Here is a 15,936-nt window from a genome sequence, read left to right on the forward strand (position 1 = left end):
TCAGCTCATCGCCAGGATCTGGCGATAGCTGTGCAGGGCGCCGTCCCGTTCACCCAGCTGCTCCTGCACCCGCGCCAGGGCGCGGTAGCGATCCAGGGTGGGCTCGGACTTGGCCGCCTTCTGGTGCCACTCCTTGGCCCGGTGCCAGGCGCGCTCCTTCTCCGCCAGGGCGGCATAGCAGTCCATCAGCGCCACACTCTCCAGGCCCGGGTACTTGCGCTCCAGGATGTGGGACACCGACTCCCCGGCGTCTTCCGCCAACTCCGGCAACAGCCCCAGCAGCATCGGCTGGGGTGCCACCTTGTCCAGCCGCTCCAGCACCAGCTTGCGCCCCTGGGCGGGCTGACCGAAGCGGGCCAGGCCGGTGACGTAGGCCCGCACCACGGCATCGGCACGCTTGAGCCGACGGGACAGTCCCTGCCAACGCTGCTCCAGCGCCGTCAGGTCCGGGCACTGGCTCAGACAGGCCACCTCGATCTCCTCCGGCAGGGCTTCCAGGGCCGTCTCCGGTAACACCTTGTGCTTGCTCAGGGCGGGCAGCAATCGGGCCAGGGCATCCCAGTCCTGCTGGGCCCGGTACAACTCCAGGGCCAGCTTCAGCACCTGGGGCTGCTGGCGCAGCTTGGGCTCCAGCGCCTCCAGACTTTGTCGGGCCTGAGCCAGCTCGCCGTCGTCGATTTGGTAGCGCAGCCGGGTGATGCGCACCGCCTTGGCGGCGTTGGGCAGCGCCTCGGCCTGGGTCAGGTACCCCTCGCAGGCCTCGGGATCCCCCCGGTGGTGGGCGGCGCGGGCCGCCGCCAGCAGGTTGATCACCGGGTATTCCCCGGCCTGGGCCCCCTTGGCCATCGCCTTCTCCGCCCCCGCCCAATCCTGTTGGGCCAGGGCCAGGGCCCCTTGCAGCGTGTGTTTGCGGGCCTGGTTGCGGCGCCAGCGACGGGGGTAGGCCAGGGTGGAGCCGGTCAGGTTGATCCCCTTGATCACCGCCCACTCCAGCAGCTGCAACAGGCCAAAGGCCACCAGCAACACCACCACCGCGCCCAGCACCGAAGTCTCCACCGTGTACTCGCCGACGGCCACCAGCACGTAACCCTTGTTGGCGGTCAGGGTGGGGCCCACCAGCAGGCCGGCCAGGATCAGGACCGCGTAGATCAGCAGGCGGATCATGGCTGACTCCCCCCGTTGCGACGCAGCCGTTCGCTCACCAGCCGCTCCAGGGGATCCGCCACGCTGAAGCGGATCGGTGCAGCCTGGGCCACGTCGAGCTGGGCCCACTGGTCCAGCTGAGTCAGGGCGCCCTCGACGGCGCTGTCCTCGAGGCTGAAGTAATCGGCCATCCAGGTGCGGGCCGTATTCAGCGCCTGCTGGAACGCCTCGTTGTGGCCGTGGTAGAGCGCCAGCTGGGCCTGCATCAGTTTGCCCTTGAGGTGCTCACGCAGGTACCACTCCTGTTCCGGCGCCAGCAGCGGCTGAACCGCCCCCTGGCGACGGCGCACCGTGATGAAGTCGTCGGTCAGGGCGTGCCAGCTGCGGGCCAGGTTCTCTTTCCAATCACTGAGGTTGCTGGTGGGTTCGCCGTTGTCCGCTGCGGCGACCACTTCCGGCAGCTCCACTGTGTTCAGGGGCAGACGGTCGATGCGCTTGATGAGGGACTCGATCCCCAGCGCCAGGCCGGCCCGGTCCATCCGAGGCAGGCCACTGAGCAGGGCGATGTCGTCTGCCAGGGCTTCGCGCAGGGGCACCAGATCCGGGTCCCCCAGGGTTTGAAGTCGATGGTCGGCGTCCCGCAACAGGGCCAGGGCGGTGTCGCTGTCCTGCTCCAGCCACACTTTGCGACCGGCCATCCGCACCAGGTAATCCGCTTCCGCCAGCATCCAGTCACTGGGCTGGCGCTGCTGCAAACGACGCTCCGCCTCCAGCTGCTGCTCTCGCACCGCCACCAGGGCTTCCCGGCTGCTGGCCAGGTCCGCCTCGCCCCGCTCGATGCGACGCTCCAGCGAGGTGCCCCGCTGTTCCATCACCTGGCGCAGCCCCTCGAGCTGTCCCACCAGGTTGGCGTTGTCTTCGCGCAGTTGCTGCTCCTGCTGCCACTGCCAGGCGATAAAGAGCACGGCACCGATGGCGATCACCAGCGCCAGCAGAGCGACATAGATGGCCCCGCCCCCGGAGGCTTTGGCCGGGGCGGATTCGGGTTTGGGTTCAGGCTTGGGCCGGGTCGCTGGGCGCGGTGTGTCCCCACCGGCGCGCGTCGGGGTCGGGACCTCGGGCTCGACCGCCGGGGCCAAAGAGGGGGTGTCGGAAGCGGTTGCCGGCGTGGGCTCGTCCGACGTGTCGGCCGCCGTGGACGGGGCGTCCGCCTGAACCTCTTCGCGCTTCGCTGGCTTGGCGGCATCCTCCGCTTGGGCAGCGGTGTCGGTCGGGGTGGACTCGATAGCGGGGTCCGAGGGCGCCGAGGGGGATTTGCGTCGCCGACGTCGCGGTGGGGCGTCCGAGGGGCGATCGGGACGGGCGTTGGGATCCTTAGGATCCTTCGGGGTCTTCTCCATAGCGGTACAAACTTCCTAGGCAGCGAACGATGGCGTCATCCCCGGCCCCGCCCATCACCCTGATCCGCCGGCAACCGCGCTGCTGCGCCAGCTCGGCAACCCGCTCCACCGGCACCAGCCAAAGGCACTGCTGCAGCCAGGGGTGTTCCAATAAGGGTGTTACTGCAAAGAGGTTTTCAAGGATTTCGCCGCTGGTAGCCAGTATGACGTTTACCCCGTCCTGACGCCAGCTTTCGGCGCAGTTGCCCGGCAGCACGGGACGCTGGCGCTGGTACAGCTCCCAGTAGTCCACCCGGTATCCCTGGGCACATAGCGCCTGGGCCATCGCTTCCCGGCCACCGACGCCGCGGACGATGGCCACCCGCTTACCCGGCAGCGACTGCCATTGGGGCAGGGCCAGCACCCCCTCGGTGGTTTCCTCCCCGACCGGGGGGCAGTGAGGGGTGACGCCGCAGCGACGCAGGGCCTCGGCGGTGCCGCCGCCGACGGCGAAGTAGGCGATCGCCGGCCAGCGGCCCTGGAGCGCCCGGTGGGCGTACTCCACGGCGGTACGGGACACAAAAAAGGCCCCATCCACTGCATCCAGTGGACTGGGGCCCGCGTCGGGGTTGGCCGTCAATGTCACCATGGGGGCGCGACTGGTGCGCACCCCCAAGGCCGCCAGCTTTTCCGCCAGCGGCCCATTGCGCCCGTCGGGACGGGTCAGCAGCAGGTGCATCAGGCGTCCCCGTACACCCGGCTCAGGATCTCGCCGGCGCCCTGCTCCAGCAGGCGCTTGGCCAGGGTGATCCCCAGCTGCTCGGCTTCGACTACCGGGCCACGCAGCTCGTCGCGGATGATGCGGCTACCGTCGGTATCACCCACCAGGCCACGCAGCCACAGGGTGTCCCCTTCGATCACGGCGTAGGCACCGATCGGCACCTGACAGCCCCCTTCCAGGTGGGTGTTCATGGCCCGCTCGGCCACCACACGGGCCTGGGTCGGCGCGTGGTTCAGCACGCTGATCAGCTCCACCAGCTCGGCGTCGTCCAGGCGACACTCGATGCCCACGGCACCCTGGCCGTTGGCCGGCAGGGACTGCTCGGGCTCGATGAGATCGGTGATCCGCTCTTCCAGCTCCAGGCGCTTGAGGCCTGCCGCCGCCAGGATGATCGCGTCGTACTCGCCGGCGTCCAGCTTGGACAGACGGGTGCCCACGTTGCCGCGCAGGTCACGCACATCCAGGTCCGGACGCATGGCGCGCAGCTGGCACTGGCGACGCAGGCTGGAGGAACCCACGATGGCGCCCTGGGGCAGGTCATCCAGGCTCTTGTAGGTGTTGGATACGAAGGCATCGCGCGGGTCTTCGCGGTCGCAGATCACCGCCAGGCCCAGACCTTCGGGGAACTCCACCGGCACGTCTTTCATGGAGTGCACGGCGATGTCCGCCTCGCCATTGAGCATGGCCACTTCCAGCTCTTTCACGAACAGGCCCTTGCCCCCCACCTTGGCCAGCGGGGTATCCAGGATCCGATCCCCCTTGGTGGACATCTTCAGCAGGGTAACGGTCAGGCCGGGGTGGGCTTTTTCCAGCTCCGCCTTGACGAACTCCGCCTGCCACAAGGCCAGCGGGCTTTTCCGGGTTGCGATACGGATCTCTTTACGGGCCATCGATCTTTCCCTTGGCTGTCTGATTCTCAACCCATTGTGGGTACGCTTGTGGCGGCCATGTTGCCAGCATTTAGGGCCCCAGAAAAGGCAACAGCTCGCATCCTCACCACAAAACCGGATCATCATTCTGCAAAAAGGTGAAGCAACTCACGCTTTCCTCTGCCCCAGGCAAAAGTGTTACCATGATCACAGTTTTAGACCTAACCCCCTGAAAGCCGTTGCGAGATCTGCAGTCCGACATCGCCCTCAGTGATCAGCTTAATCAGCGTCGCCTGGCCCTGGCTCAACAGCAGCTGGGGGCTGAGCGGGTGCCCCTGTTCTGGCAACTGCCCTGGTTGCTGGCGCTCAACCACCCCGAGCTGCCGGGCTTCGTGGACGGCGCCCCGTCGGGCTTTGCCCGGCCCCCCCTGACCCCTTGCCCCGAGCCCTGGCTGGCGTTGCCCCAGGGCGATCCTATCCTGCTGGGCCTCTACACCATGGGCAGCACTGGCACCTTTGGCCAGGGCCCGGAGTCGGATCTCGATTGCTGGGTGGTCCACCCCAGCACCCTGACGGCGGCCCAGCAACAGGCGCTGCAACGCAAGTGCGAGGCCCTGTCCCGCCATTTCACCGAGCAGGGGCTGGAGCTGCACCTCTACCTGGTGACGCCGCAGATGCTGGAGCAGGGCCAAAGCGGCGCCCTCTCCGCCGAGCACAGCGGCTCGGCCCAGAACTGGCTGCTGCTGGAGGAGTTCTACCGCACCCAGATCCGCCTGGCGGGCCAGCCCCTGGCCTGGTGGCCCGGTGCGCCCCAGGACCACCCCGAGCTGCTGAGCCTGGGGCAACTCAGCCACCTGCCGGCGGCGGAGTTTTTCGGTGCCGCCCTGTGGCAGCTGTTCAAGGGCCTCGACCAGCCCCACAAGGCCGCCCTCAAGGTGCTGCTGCTGGAGGCTTACGTGGCGGATTACCCGGACCAGCGGATCCTGCGGGACCAGCTCTGGTACCGGCTGCGGGCGGGGCAGGGGATGGACAGCCTGGATCCCTACCTGATGCTCTACCAGCGGGTCAGCGACTACCTCAAGCGGGAGAGCGACCGTCGCCGCCTGACCATGGCCCAGCGCTGTTTCTACCTCAAGTGCGCCCTGCCCCTGAGTCAGCCCGCCAGCGCCCAGGACTGGCGCTATCCCACTCTCAAGGCGCTGACCGAGCAGTGGCGCTGGACCGCCGAGCTGCTGGACAACCTGGACCACGCCAAGCACTGGCACGCCGGGCAGCTGCGCTGGTGCAACGAGCGGCTGGACCACGTCATGCTCACCAGCTACCAGCGCCTGACCGGCTTCGCCGCCCGTCAGCGGCTGCGCAGTCGGCTCAAGCTGGAGGACCTGGGGGTGCTGACCCGCAAGCTCTACACCCGCTTCGAGGCCGAACCGGCCAAGATCCCCCAGCTTAATCCCCTGTGGAGTGACCTGCTCACCGAGGAGGCCCTGACCCTGGTGGCGGTGCGCGACAACCCCCACCACCCCCGGGGCTGGTACCTCTATCGCCGGCCCCCCAAGCAGAACCAGCTGTTCGGCGAAAGTCCGCTCTACAACGCCGACTCCCGACTGGCCTGCCTGGCCTGGGCTCTCACCAACGGCCTGGTGGGCCCCACCACCGAGATCCACTGCCACCAGGGGGGCCAGAGCTGGCACAGCCAGAAGCTCACCCGCCTGTGCCGACGCCTGCACTCGGCCATACCGCCCCGCAGCAATCCCAGCCTGACGGCACTGCAGGCCCCCTGGCGCTACACCCGGGTGGTGCTGCTGTGCAACGTGGAGCAGGACCCCACCGCCCAGTGGCACGGCCAGAGCCTGATGATGGATCTGCAGGGCGCGCCGGTGTTCGCCACCGGGCGGCCCAAGCGCAACCTGGTGGGCAGCCTGACCCTGTTGACGGAAAACTCCTGGGGGGAGCGTCACTGCTTCCGGTTCGAGGAGGAGGAGGGCCTGCTGAAACTGCTGGCCCAGCTGCTCTCCGGCCTGGACCGACGCCAGGGGCCTCTGCCGATCCAGGTATTCAGCGCCTCGAAGAAGCTGACCACCCAACTGGAGGATGGCCTGGCCCAACTGCTGGAGCGGGTTCAGAGGTTGTTCTGTCAGGCCACGATGGAGCGCACCCAGGTCTGGCCCCTGGCCCTGGGCCACCGCCAGTACGGCCTGTTCATCGATCCCCGGGGCCTGCGCTGGCAGCGGCTGGACAAGGCCGAAGCCCTGCTGGGTCAACTCAAACGCAAGGGGGTGGTGGAGCTGCCCAAACCGGATCTGGGGGAGGATCCCTACGCCGGGGCTCCCGCCATCCTGGGCCAATACGCCCGTCGCGGGCTGGTGCAGGTGTTTGTCCGGGAGCGTCCCACCGGGCTCGACATCTACCTGCTGGACGAACGCAACGAGCTGAAACAGCTCACCAGCGGGGCCCAGGGCCTGTCCGGCCTGGTGGAAGAGCTCAGCCACCTCTACGCCTTCCAACGGGGCAATGCCAGCCTGGGGGCCAGCGGCACCTTCAACCTGCCCCAGTTCTACCGCCTGAGCCGCAGCGAAGGGGGCGAGTTGGCGGTGGAACCCCTGGCACTCTGAGGAGCGATCCACCCTCTCCAGCAAACCGTAAGGGACAGTTTTTGCCCCGGAGTTTGCCATGCACCCTCACGCCCTCTGGCTGGGCCTGGCCGGCCTCATCCCCTTCTGGTCGCTGCCCCTGCTGCGCGGCCTTGAGTGGCTGTCGCCGGAGCGGGCCCTGGAGGCTTTCACCCTCTACAGCGCCATCATTCTCTCCTTCCTCGGCGGGGTGCACTGGTACCCCAGCGTCATCGAGCGGGCGCGGCCGCGCCAGACCTACATCGCCATGGGGCCCAGCATCCTGGCCTGGCTCTCGCTATTGCTGCTGCCGCCGCTGTGGGCCTTGGGGCCCCTGGCCCTGGGCTTTATCGGCGTGCTGCTGTACGACTTTCGCCGGCTCACCCCACCCCCGGGATACTGGAACCTGCGCCTGATACTGACCACCGTAGCCCTGCTTTGCCACCTGTGGATGGCGCTGCCGGGGTGACGCTCCCGCCCCGGACCGGTAAGCTCAGAATCATCAGTCCGTTGCGGGAGAACACCCCTTGGTCCCCTTGATTCGATGGAACGTTGCGCTGCTGGCCCTGATGCTGGCCTGGCCGCTGACCGCCCAGGAACACCGGGCGGTGGCCGACACTTTGCGCCACACCTACGAAACCCAGCTCTACACCCTGCCGGCGGTCAAGGCGGGCCACTATGGCCTGCGGATGTACCGGCAAACCGGTGATCCCCGCTACGCCGCCGCCATCTGGTCCGATATGGCCCGCATCGCCAGCACCCTGAACCGCATCGCCGACACCCTGGGGGACCCCGCCGCGGTGGCCGCCGAGGGGCGACGGGCCCTGGCCAATTACCAGGACAGCAATGCGGAGCGGGGCCGCTGGCGCCAGGCCGCCACCGCCGACAAGCCGGAGTACCTGGTGCTGGGGATCCAACTGCTCGGCGCCCTGGCCCGGGCCGAGGAGTACGGCCTCAAGCACCGCCAGGACGCCCGTTTGCGGGCGCTGCTGCGCCACCAGGACTTTGCCCGCTACAGCGAGGATCCCGAGCTGATCCGGGTCTGGGCGGCGCAGTTGGCCAATCAAGTCTATTGGCTGGAACAGTTGGGGGAGGGGAACAAGGTGGCGGGCTTTGTGGAGGCCTTCCGCGCCCTCTACCCGCCGGAGGGGGATGCCCAGCTGTCGGATCTGGAATACGGCAACAAGATCTACGGCATGACCCACCTGATCTTCGCCGCCTCGCGCTACTACCAGGACCCGGTGCAGGAAGCGGACTTCCAGTGGATCTACGACGCCTTTCGGGCCGACATCGACACCATCCTCAAGCGCACCAAACCGGACATCATCGCCGAGGTGGGTCTCAGCTTCCTGCTGGCCGGACTGGAGTCGGATCCCGTGGTGGCCAAGACCCGGGCGGCCATCGCCGCGGCGGTGGATCCCGAAGCGGGGCTGATCCCGGCGGTCAACGGCAGTCGGGATCTCAAAGGCGGTGAGCACCGCAATGTGCTGGCCATCATGCTGCTGGACTGGCACGCCCCCCGCGCCGGCCCGCACTACGCCAGGGAGCCTCAGCTGCTCACGCCGCTGCCCTGGGGTCTGGTGCCCAAGTAAGCGCCACTTTTCAGTCGCCGGCGAATTGGGTCGTTGATCTGCTCAAGAGAGTCACGATCAAGCCAGAAGGAGCCGGCCCAGTGAAACCCCTGTACCTGGTGGTCCCCCTCGTGCTGCTGGCCCTGCTGGCCAGCAACCGCCTGCACCACCCCAACGATCAGGCCATGCTGACCCATCATCAGCGCCACAGTGCCCAGTTCGACGCCCTGGTCCGGATGCTGAGCGCGGATCCACAGATCCTCTCCCTCACCCAGGAGGGCCAGGCCACCTTAAGGCCCGGCCACCCCCCCCTGTCGGCGCAGCGCCTGGCGGAATACCAGCGGCGCATGGCGCAGCTGGCCATCCACCGACTGAGCGCCTATCACGAGCCCACCAGCATCGATTTCGAGTTCAGCCACCGGGGCCGGCCCAGGGGCGGCTCGGTCAAGGGGTTCGCCTATCGGGAGGAGATCCCCACCGCACTGGTACCGCAACTGGAGGCCCACCGCGCCCAGGGCAGCAACGCCTTCTTCGCCCACCAGCGGATCCGCGGGGCCTGGTACCTCTACCACTTCGAGCCTTGAGCCGCCGAACCAGCGGCACAAAAAAAGCGGGCCCATTGGCCCGCTCCTGCCCCGTTCTCGGGACTCAGAAGGCGATGCGCTCGCCGCCCTGCTTGGCGATGGCCGCCGCCAGGAAACCGTACAGCTCCTCACCACTGCGATCGTCCCGCCACTGCCCCTCATCGTAGGAGAAGTGGAAGCCGCCAAACTTGGTGGCCACCCAGATCTGGCTCATCGCCTCCTGCTTGTTGATGATGATCTGGGTGTCGTCGGCGCACTCCAGCTCCAGCACATTGCCCGCCTGTTCGTAATCGAGATCCAGGTCCGCCTGGTCGATGGTCTCGGTGATGTGCTCCAGGACCTGGTCCGCGAGCTGATGGTACTGGCTGTGGTCTAGCGCCATGAGGATCTCTCTTTGCAATTGCTGTGGTCAGTGCGATTATACGACCATCAAAAACAAAATCTGCACCCTGTATGCAACGTATTGGCATCATGCTGCTGTTGCTGCTGGGACTCGCCGCCTGTGGCCAAAAGGGCCCCCTTTACCTGCCGGATGAGCCCCAGAGCAACCAGAGCGAACCCCAGGCGGCCCCCCAGTCGGCGCCCCAGAACAACGACCACACCGAAGGGCACTGAGTTGGACCATTTCAGCTATCAACAGGGAGAGCTGTACGCTGAACGTGTGCCGCTGTCCGACATCGCGCAAACCCACGGCACCCCCTGCTACGTCTATTCCCGTGCCACCATCGAACGCCATTTCCACGCCTTTGACCGGGCGGTGGGGGACCACCCGCACCTGATCTGTTACGCGGTCAAAGCCAACTCCAACCTGGCGGTGCTCAACCTGCTGGCCCGCCTGGGCAGCGGCTTCGACATCGTTTCCGGCGGCGAACTGGCCCGGGTGCTGCAGGCCGGAGGCGATCCGGCCAAGGTGGTGTTCTCCGGCGTCGGCAAAACCAGCGCCGAGATGCGCCAGGCCCTAGAGGCGGGGATCCACTGCTTCAATGTCGAGTCCGAGGCGGAGCTGGAACGGCTCAATGCCGTGGCCGGCCAGATGGGCCGGGTGGCCCCGGTGTCGCTGCGGGTCAACCCGGACGTGGACGCCGGCACCCATCCCTACATCTCCACCGGGCTGAAGGAGAACAAGTTCGGCATCGCCATGGAGCGGGCCGAAGCGGTGTTCCAGCGGGCCGCCGCCCTGCCGCACCTGGCGGTTAAGGGCGCGGACTGCCACATCGGCAGCCAGCTCACCAGCCTGCCGCCCTTTATCGATGCCCTGGACCGGCTGCTGGCCCTGGTGGACCGCCTGGCGGAGCAGGGGATCACCCTGTCCCACCTGGACGTCGGTGGCGGCCTGGGGGTGCGTTACGACGAGGAAACCCCGCCGCAGCCGGACGAGTACGCCCGCGCCCTGCGCGAGCGCCTCGGCGACCGGCCCCTGACCCTGATCCTGGAACCCGGTCGCGCCATCATGGCCAACGCCGGGGTGCTGGTGACCGAGGTGGAATACCTCAAGGCCGGTGAGGATCGCGATTTTGCCATCGTCGATGCCGCCATGAACGACCTGATCCGCCCCAGCCTCTACAGCGCCTGGCAGGCGATCATCCCGCTCAAACCCCGGGACGAACCCAGCCGGGTCTACGACGTAGTGGGCCCGGTGTGTGAAACCGGTGACTTCCTGGGCAAGGGCCGGGAGCTGACGATCCAGCCCGGTGACCTCCTGGCGGTGCGCAGCGCCGGGGCCTACGGCTTCACCATGGCCTCCAACTACAACAGCCGGCCGCGGGCGGCCGAGGTGCTGGTGGACGGCGATCAGGCCCACCTGATCCGGGCCCGGGAAAGCGTGGAACAACTGTGGCAAGGGGAATCCCTCCTGCCGTAAACTAGCCGGATAATCTCAGGATAAGGCGTATCAACTTGATACATTTCAGCAAGATGCACGGGCTCGGCAACGACTTCATGGTGGTGGATGGGATCACCCAGAACCTCTACCTGTCGCCGGACAAGATCCGTCAGTTGGCGGACCGCCACCTCGGCATCGGCTTTGATCAGCTGCTGGTGGTGGAGCCCCCCTACGATCCGGACCAGGATTTCCACTACCGGATCTTCAACGCCGACGGGGGTGAAGTGGAGCAGTGCGGCAACGGCGCCCGCTGCTTCGCCCGTTTCGTGCGCTTGAAGGGGCTGACCCACAAGTCCCGCATCCGGGTCTCCACCCAGGGCGGCCCCCTGGTGCTGGACCTGGAGGGCGAGGAGCGGGTCTCGGTCAACATGGGCGTGCCCAACTTCGAACCCGCCGCCTTACCCTTTCGCGCCAACAAGGTGGAGAAAACCTACCTGCTGCCCACCGACAACCAGACGGTGCTGGCCGGTGCCGTCTCCATGGGCAACCCCCACTGCGTGCTCAAGGTCGACCGCCTCGAGGACGCCCCGGTGGAGACCCTGGGGCCGCTGCTGGAGCGACATGAACGCTTCCCCAAGGGGGTCAACGTCGGCTTTATGCAGGTGATGAACCCCGGCCACATCCGATTGCGGGTGTTCGAGCGCGGCGCCGGGGAAACCCAGGCCTGCGGCACCGGCGCTTGTGCGGCGGCGGTGATTGGCCAGTTCCAGGGACTGCTGGGGGACAAGGTCCGGGTGGACCTGCCCGGCGGCACCCTGCAGATCCGCTGGGCCGGCGAGGGCAAACCGGTGTACATGACCGGGCCGGCCATCCACGTCTACGACGGCCAGGTGCCGCTATGAGCAAACGGGAACTGATCGATCTCAACGACGTGGATCCCGTGCTGGTGCGGGAGTACCTGCTGGACCACCCCGATTTCTTCGCCCGCTACCCGGAGCTGCTGCTGTCGATGCGGATCCCCCACCCGGAGCGCGGCACCGTCTCCCTGGTGGAGCGCCAGCAGATGATGCTGAGGGACAGGGTCAACCAGCTGGAGGAGGAGATCACCTCACTGCTGGCGGTGGCCGCGCGCAACGAGGAGATCTACCGCTTCTACGGCAAGCTGATCTTCGATCTGCTGGCCTGCGACACCCTGGAGCAACTGCAGCGGGAGATGGCGGATCAGCTGCGTCAGCGCTTCCGCTTTGGCCGGGTGCGGCTGCACATCGCCTCGCCGGTCAACCGCTTCGAACCGGAAACCCTGCTGGGGGTGCTGCGCCGCCGTCTCAACGGCGACGGCTACTACCTGGGTCGCCTGCCCGCCGCCGAAGCCCAGCTGATGGTGGGCCTGGAGACCGGCTCGGTGGCCCTGATAGGCCTGGGCGAAATCAACGACTGGATCGGCGTGGTGGCCATCGCCTCCCACGATCCCGGCCACTTCGTGGCGGACATGGACACCCTGCTGCTGGACCAGCTCAAACACCTGCTCAACTACCGGGTGCGCCAGCTGCTGACCCCCGATGCATGACGCGCTGGCCTCGTTCCAAGGCTACCTGGAGAACGAGCGCCAGTACTCGCCCCACACCGTCCGCAACTACCTGAGGGAGCTGAACCGCTGTCTGCCGCTGCTAGCCGAGCAGGGGCTCGACGACTGGCCCCAGTTGCGCACCGCCCATTGCCAGACCCTGCTGGCCAAGTTGCACCGCCAGGGCCTCTCCCCCCGCTCCCTCTCCCTGACCCTGAGTGCCCTGCGCCAACTGGTGAAGTTCCTGCTGCGGGAGGGGGCTCTGCAGCACGATCCCATGACCGGTGTGCAGGCCCCCAAGCAGCAGCGCCCCCTGCCTAAAAACCTGGACGTGGATCAGGTTGACCGCCTGCTGAGCCTGGACGACGCCGACCCCTTGGTGGTGCGGGACCGGGCGATGATGGAGCTGTTCTACTCCTCCGGATTGCGCCTGGCGGAGCTGGTGGGGCTGGATTGCGGCCAGCTCGACCTGACCGAGGGCCAGGTGCGGGTGCGAGGAAAGGGGGGCAAAACACGGCAGTTGCCCATCGGCCGCCTGGCCCGGGAGTGGCTGAGCCGCTACCTGGCCCTGCGGCCGCAGCTGCTCAAGGGGGAGTGCGAGGCGCTGTTTCTCTCCAACCGGGGCGGACGCCTGAGCGCTCGAGCGGTGCAGGCCCGCCTGACCCAGTGGGGCCAGCAGCAGGCCCTGGACAGCCGGGTGCACCCCCACAAGCTGCGGCACAGCTTCGCCACCCACATGCTGGAGTCCAGCGGGGACCTGCGTGCCGTGCAGGAACTGCTGGGCCACGCCAACCTCAGCACCACCCAGATCTACACCCACCTGGATTTTCAGCACCTGGCCAAGGTGTACGACGACGCCCACCCCAGGGCCAAGAAAAAGTCCTGATCCCCTTCGCTTTCGCGCGGATGTTGACTTATTGTTATCAATCAGCCAATTATGATGCTTGTTTTGGCTTTGGCATGACAATACAGGGACCTATGATCATGAAGTTAGCATTTCTCGCTGCCCCCATCCTGCTGCTCTCCGCCTGCTCCAGTACCCCGGATACCGCCGCCAACGGCGACGATCCCCAGGCCCAGCAAGCCCAATCCGATTCCGACATCATCTGTCGCGCGGAAAAGATCACCGGCAGCCACATCCGCAAACGTCGTTGCCGCACCCGGGCCCAGATGGAAGCCGAGGCGGAGATGGCCCGCAAGCAGGTGGCCGACACCCTGCAAAGCGGTTCCCTGGGGTCCAGCACCGAGCCGCAATAACCCCGCTTAACCAAAAAGGCCTCCCGAGTGGGAGGCCTTTTTGCGTTGGCGGTCGGGTTCAATCCAGGGCCAGGTAGGCGATAAAGCCCGCCCAGCTGAGCCCGAGCAGGATCCAGGGCAGGCGGGAGGCCGAGGGGGCCGCGGTCGGTGCATCCGTCTCCACCGACTCCGCCTCTTCCGTCCGGGCCTTGGCCCGACGGGCCTTGGCCCGACGGGCCTGCTTACGCGCCTTATCCGCCGCCCGCGACTTGGCCTTCTGCTGTTTCTTGTACTCGGCAATCCCCTTCTCGATCCCCTTGGCGATCAGCTTGGTTTGCTCTTTGGTCTGTCCCGGCTGCTGGGTGCCCCGAGCGATCTTCATCGACTCGGCCACCACCTCCTGGGAAACCGGCGTTGCGGGCGTCTTGGCCATAGTGCTGTTCCTGATGGTTTTCCCCCATTGTACCCCCTGCGCTCCCCAAGGCGGCAAAATCCCGCCATTTCAATGAATTGACAGGGTTTTGACGGCGTCAAAAAGCCGCCACCAATTTCCGCCCCCATACAAATCAACAACTTAAGATCCTGGCCCAACTCTTGCGTTAACAACCATGACGCAACTTTGCATGGAGGTTAAGGACTCCCCATGACACCGCATCCAACCGCTACCGCCGCAACCCTGGCTTTTCGACTGACGCTGCTGGCCCTGGTGGCCCTGGCCTTCGTCCTGGACTTGGCCCCGGTCCCCAGCGTCTGGGCGGCCCTGCTGCACGCCGCCGTTGCCCTGGCCTGCCTGCACCGGCGGGACCGGCTCGCCCTGGTGGGCCTGGGGGGACTCTCAATGGCCCTGTTGCTGCTGGCCGGCGCCCTGGACCCCCAGACTCCGCTGCTGACCAGCCTGGGCGCCCAGCGCGGCAGCACCCTGGGCACCCTGGCGCTGATCATCCTGCCCGGCACCCATCTGCTGCGCCGCTGGGAGCGCCAGCAACGGCAGTTGACCGAGCTGGCCCACACCGATCCCCTCACCGGCCTGGCCAATCGCCGCCAGCTGGATCGCCAACTGGCCCGAGCCTGCCAGCTGGCCCACCGCTACGGGGATCCCCTGGCGGTGCTGATGCTGGATCTGGACCACTTCAAGCGCCTCAATGACCGCCTGGGACACGCCGCAGGGGACCAGCTGCTGACCCGCTTCGCCACCCTGCTGCAGCAGCAGGTGCGCGGCAGCGATCTGCCGGCCCGTTACGGCGGTGAGGAGTTCGTGGTGCTCTGCCCCCACACCGACGAGATGGGCGCCCTGACCCTGGCCGAGCGGGTGCGGGAGCAGTGGCAGCACCTGACGGCGGACCTGCCCTCGGCCCAGACCGTCAGCATCGGAGTGGCGGCCCTGGAGCCCGGTGCCACCCCGGAGCAGTTGCTGGACACCGCCGACCAGGCCCTCTACCGGGCCAAGGCCCAGGGGCGCAACCGCAGCTTGCTGCCGCTGCGCCGCCCCAGCGCCGCACGCACCACGGCGATGATCCTGCCCACCGCCGCGCCCGCCTCAGCCCTGCGCAGCCACTGAGCCCTTGCAAGGGGGCGGGGCGGGGGTCATCATCAGGCTGTTCAGCCGGAGGCCCCCATGCGCTTTTACCGTCGCCTGCAACCGGTGCAGGCCCTGAGTTTCGATCTCGACGACACCCTGTACGACAATCCGCCGGTGCTGCGCCGGGCGGAGCTGCGTCTGCGGGAACACCTGCTGGCGGCCACCCAAGACCCCCGTGCCGCCGATCCCGCCTTCTGGCAGGCCCATAAACTTGCCGCCGCCGAAGCGGATCCCAGCCTCACCGGCTGCACCACACGCTGGCGGCGCCAGGCGTTGGAGCGGGGCCTGACCGCCCTGGGTCAGACATCGGTCCAGGCCCAGGCGGAACAGGCGCTGCAGCATTTCCTGGTCTGGCGCAGTGAGATCCAGGTGCCCCAGGCCAACCTGGCCCTGCTGACCGCCCTGGCACAGCGCTACCCCCTGGCGGTGATCACCAACGGCAATGCCGACGTCCGCCGCTTTATGCCCCAGATCCCCTTTGCTGCCGTGCTCAATGCCGGCCCGGACGGCCCGCTGAAACCGGCCCCGGACCTGTTCTGGCAGGCCTGCGATCGCCTGGGGGTGGCGCCGGCCCAGCTGCTGCACATCGGTGACCACCCGGACACCGACATCGCCGGTGCCCTGCAGGCCGGCTGCCAGGCGATCTGGCTCAACCCCCGACCCGACGGCCGCCCCCGACCCGCCGGGGCCCGTTTGCCCACCGCCACCATCGACACCCTGGACGCCCTGCACCAGCTGCTGTGAGACGCCGCGCCGTGGGCGCTCAATTTGGTCGTCAGGGCTGATATAATGCCGCCTC

Annotated in this window: 18 protein-coding genes; 12 read left to right on the plus strand and 6 right to left on the minus strand. The window is 67.4% G+C overall.

All coding sequences use genetic code 11. The annotated features are described in order from the left end of the window. Genes KUV81_RS14570 through hemC form a run of 4 tightly spaced genes read right to left on the minus strand, consistent with a single transcriptional unit; the run spans position 1 to position 4,193 of the window. A complete protein-coding gene (locus tag KUV81_RS14570) occupies positions 1 to 1,164 on the minus strand; it encodes a heme biosynthesis HemY N-terminal domain-containing protein (RefSeq protein WP_222544611.1) in 1,164 nt (387 codons plus the stop codon). Then, positions 1,161 to 2,543, minus strand: coding sequence for a uroporphyrinogen-III C-methyltransferase (locus tag KUV81_RS14575; RefSeq protein WP_222544612.1), 1,383 nt, complete (start codon positions 2,541 to 2,543; stop codon positions 1,161 to 1,163). Before KUV81_RS14575 ends, KUV81_RS14570 begins: the two co-directional genes overlap by 4 nt. After that, on the minus strand, positions 2,518 to 3,261 hold the full coding sequence (locus KUV81_RS14580) for a uroporphyrinogen-III synthase (RefSeq protein WP_222544613.1): 744 nt from the start codon (positions 3,259 to 3,261) through the stop codon (positions 2,518 to 2,520). Before KUV81_RS14580 ends, KUV81_RS14575 begins: the two co-directional genes overlap by 26 nt. After that, positions 3,261 to 4,193 carry a hydroxymethylbilane synthase gene (gene hemC / locus KUV81_RS14585; RefSeq protein ID WP_222544614.1) on the minus strand — a complete coding sequence of 311 codons (933 nt, stop codon included), beginning with the start codon at positions 4,191 to 4,193 and terminating at the stop codon, positions 3,261 to 3,263. The genes KUV81_RS14580 and hemC overlap by 1 nt, the downstream gene beginning before the upstream one ends. Before the next feature lie 218 nt (positions 4,194 to 4,411). Here hemC and KUV81_RS14590 point away from each other — a divergent pair, with 218 nt between their 5' ends. The 4 genes from KUV81_RS14590 to KUV81_RS14605 all read left to right on the plus strand — a co-directional run bounded on the left by KUV81_RS14590 (position 4,412) and on the right by KUV81_RS14605 (position 8,936). After that, positions 4,412 to 6,784 (plus strand): adenylate cyclase, encoded by a 2,373-nt coding sequence (locus tag KUV81_RS14590; protein WP_222544615.1) that lies wholly within the window; start codon positions 4,412 to 4,414, stop codon positions 6,782 to 6,784. 58 nt (positions 6,785 to 6,842) lie between these two features. Beyond that, positions 6,843 to 7,250 carry a DUF3429 domain-containing protein gene (locus tag KUV81_RS14595; protein WP_222544616.1) on the plus strand — a complete coding sequence of 136 codons (408 nt, stop codon included), beginning with the start codon at positions 6,843 to 6,845 and terminating at the stop codon, positions 7,248 to 7,250. A 58-nt stretch (positions 7,251 to 7,308) separates the two neighbouring features. Then, positions 7,309 to 8,373, plus strand: a complete 1,065-nt coding sequence (locus KUV81_RS14600; protein ID WP_261389412.1) for a DUF3541 domain-containing protein — start codon at positions 7,309 to 7,311, stop codon at positions 8,371 to 8,373. 80 nt (positions 8,374 to 8,453) lie between these two features. After that, positions 8,454 to 8,936 carry a hypothetical protein gene (locus tag KUV81_RS14605; protein ID WP_222544617.1) on the plus strand — a complete coding sequence of 161 codons (483 nt, stop codon included), beginning with the start codon at positions 8,454 to 8,456 and terminating at the stop codon, positions 8,934 to 8,936. A gap of 64 nt (positions 8,937 to 9,000) precedes the next feature. Here KUV81_RS14605 and cyaY read toward each other — a convergent pair whose 3' ends face one another. After that, positions 9,001 to 9,318: an iron donor protein CyaY gene (gene cyaY, locus KUV81_RS14610; RefSeq protein ID WP_222544618.1), complete on the minus strand. Its 318-nt coding sequence runs from the start codon at positions 9,316 to 9,318 to the stop codon at positions 9,001 to 9,003. 71 nt (positions 9,319 to 9,389) lie between these two features. Here cyaY and lptM point away from each other — a divergent pair, with 71 nt between their 5' ends. The 6 genes from lptM to KUV81_RS14640 all read left to right on the plus strand — a co-directional run bounded on the left by lptM (position 9,390) and on the right by KUV81_RS14640 (position 13,579). Next, on the plus strand, positions 9,390 to 9,551 hold the full coding sequence (gene lptM, locus KUV81_RS14615) for an LPS translocon maturation chaperone LptM (protein ID WP_222544619.1): 162 nt from the start codon (positions 9,390 to 9,392) through the stop codon (positions 9,549 to 9,551). 1 nt (position 9,552) lies between these two features. Beyond that, positions 9,553 to 10,797: a diaminopimelate decarboxylase gene (gene lysA, locus KUV81_RS14620; RefSeq protein ID WP_222544620.1), complete on the plus strand. Its 1,245-nt coding sequence runs from the start codon at positions 9,553 to 9,555 to the stop codon at positions 10,795 to 10,797. Positions 10,798 to 10,832: 35 nt separating this feature from the next. Next, positions 10,833 to 11,660, plus strand: coding sequence for a diaminopimelate epimerase (gene dapF, locus KUV81_RS14625; protein ID WP_222544621.1), 828 nt, complete (start codon positions 10,833 to 10,835; stop codon positions 11,658 to 11,660). After that, positions 11,657 to 12,325 (plus strand): DUF484 family protein, encoded by a 669-nt coding sequence (locus KUV81_RS14630; protein WP_222544622.1) that lies wholly within the window; start codon positions 11,657 to 11,659, stop codon positions 12,323 to 12,325. The genes dapF and KUV81_RS14630 overlap by 4 nt, the downstream gene beginning before the upstream one ends. Next, a complete protein-coding gene (gene xerC, locus KUV81_RS14635) occupies positions 12,318 to 13,208 on the plus strand; it encodes a tyrosine recombinase XerC (RefSeq protein ID WP_222544623.1) in 891 nt (296 codons plus the stop codon). The genes KUV81_RS14630 and xerC overlap by 8 nt, the downstream gene beginning before the upstream one ends. Before the next feature lie 98 nt (positions 13,209 to 13,306). After that, positions 13,307 to 13,579 (plus strand): hypothetical protein, encoded by a 273-nt coding sequence (locus KUV81_RS14640; protein ID WP_222544624.1) that lies wholly within the window; start codon positions 13,307 to 13,309, stop codon positions 13,577 to 13,579. 58 nt (positions 13,580 to 13,637) lie between these two features. Here KUV81_RS14640 and KUV81_RS14645 read toward each other — a convergent pair whose 3' ends face one another. Then, positions 13,638 to 13,991: a DUF2956 domain-containing protein gene (locus KUV81_RS14645; protein WP_222544625.1), complete on the minus strand. Its 354-nt coding sequence runs from the start codon at positions 13,989 to 13,991 to the stop codon at positions 13,638 to 13,640. Between the two features lie 210 nt (positions 13,992 to 14,201). Between KUV81_RS14645 and KUV81_RS14650 the strand changes: the two genes are divergently transcribed. Both KUV81_RS14650 and KUV81_RS14655 read left to right on the plus strand, forming a co-directional pair. Continuing rightward, the gene (locus tag KUV81_RS14650) at positions 14,202 to 15,116 is read left to right on the plus strand and encodes a GGDEF domain-containing protein (protein ID WP_222544626.1); all 915 of its coding nucleotides are present in this window, start codon (positions 14,202 to 14,204) and stop codon (positions 15,114 to 15,116) included. A 57-nt stretch (positions 15,117 to 15,173) separates the two neighbouring features. Beyond that, entirely contained in the window at positions 15,174 to 15,881 is a 708-nt protein-coding gene (locus tag KUV81_RS14655) for an HAD-IA family hydrolase (RefSeq protein ID WP_222544627.1), read from the plus strand. The last annotated feature ends 55 nt before the right edge of the window (positions 15,882 to 15,936 follow it).

It is taken from the genome of Ferrimonas balearica (assembly GCF_019802085.1).
GTDB lineage: Bacteria > Pseudomonadota > Gammaproteobacteria > Enterobacterales > Shewanellaceae > Ferrimonas > Ferrimonas balearica_B.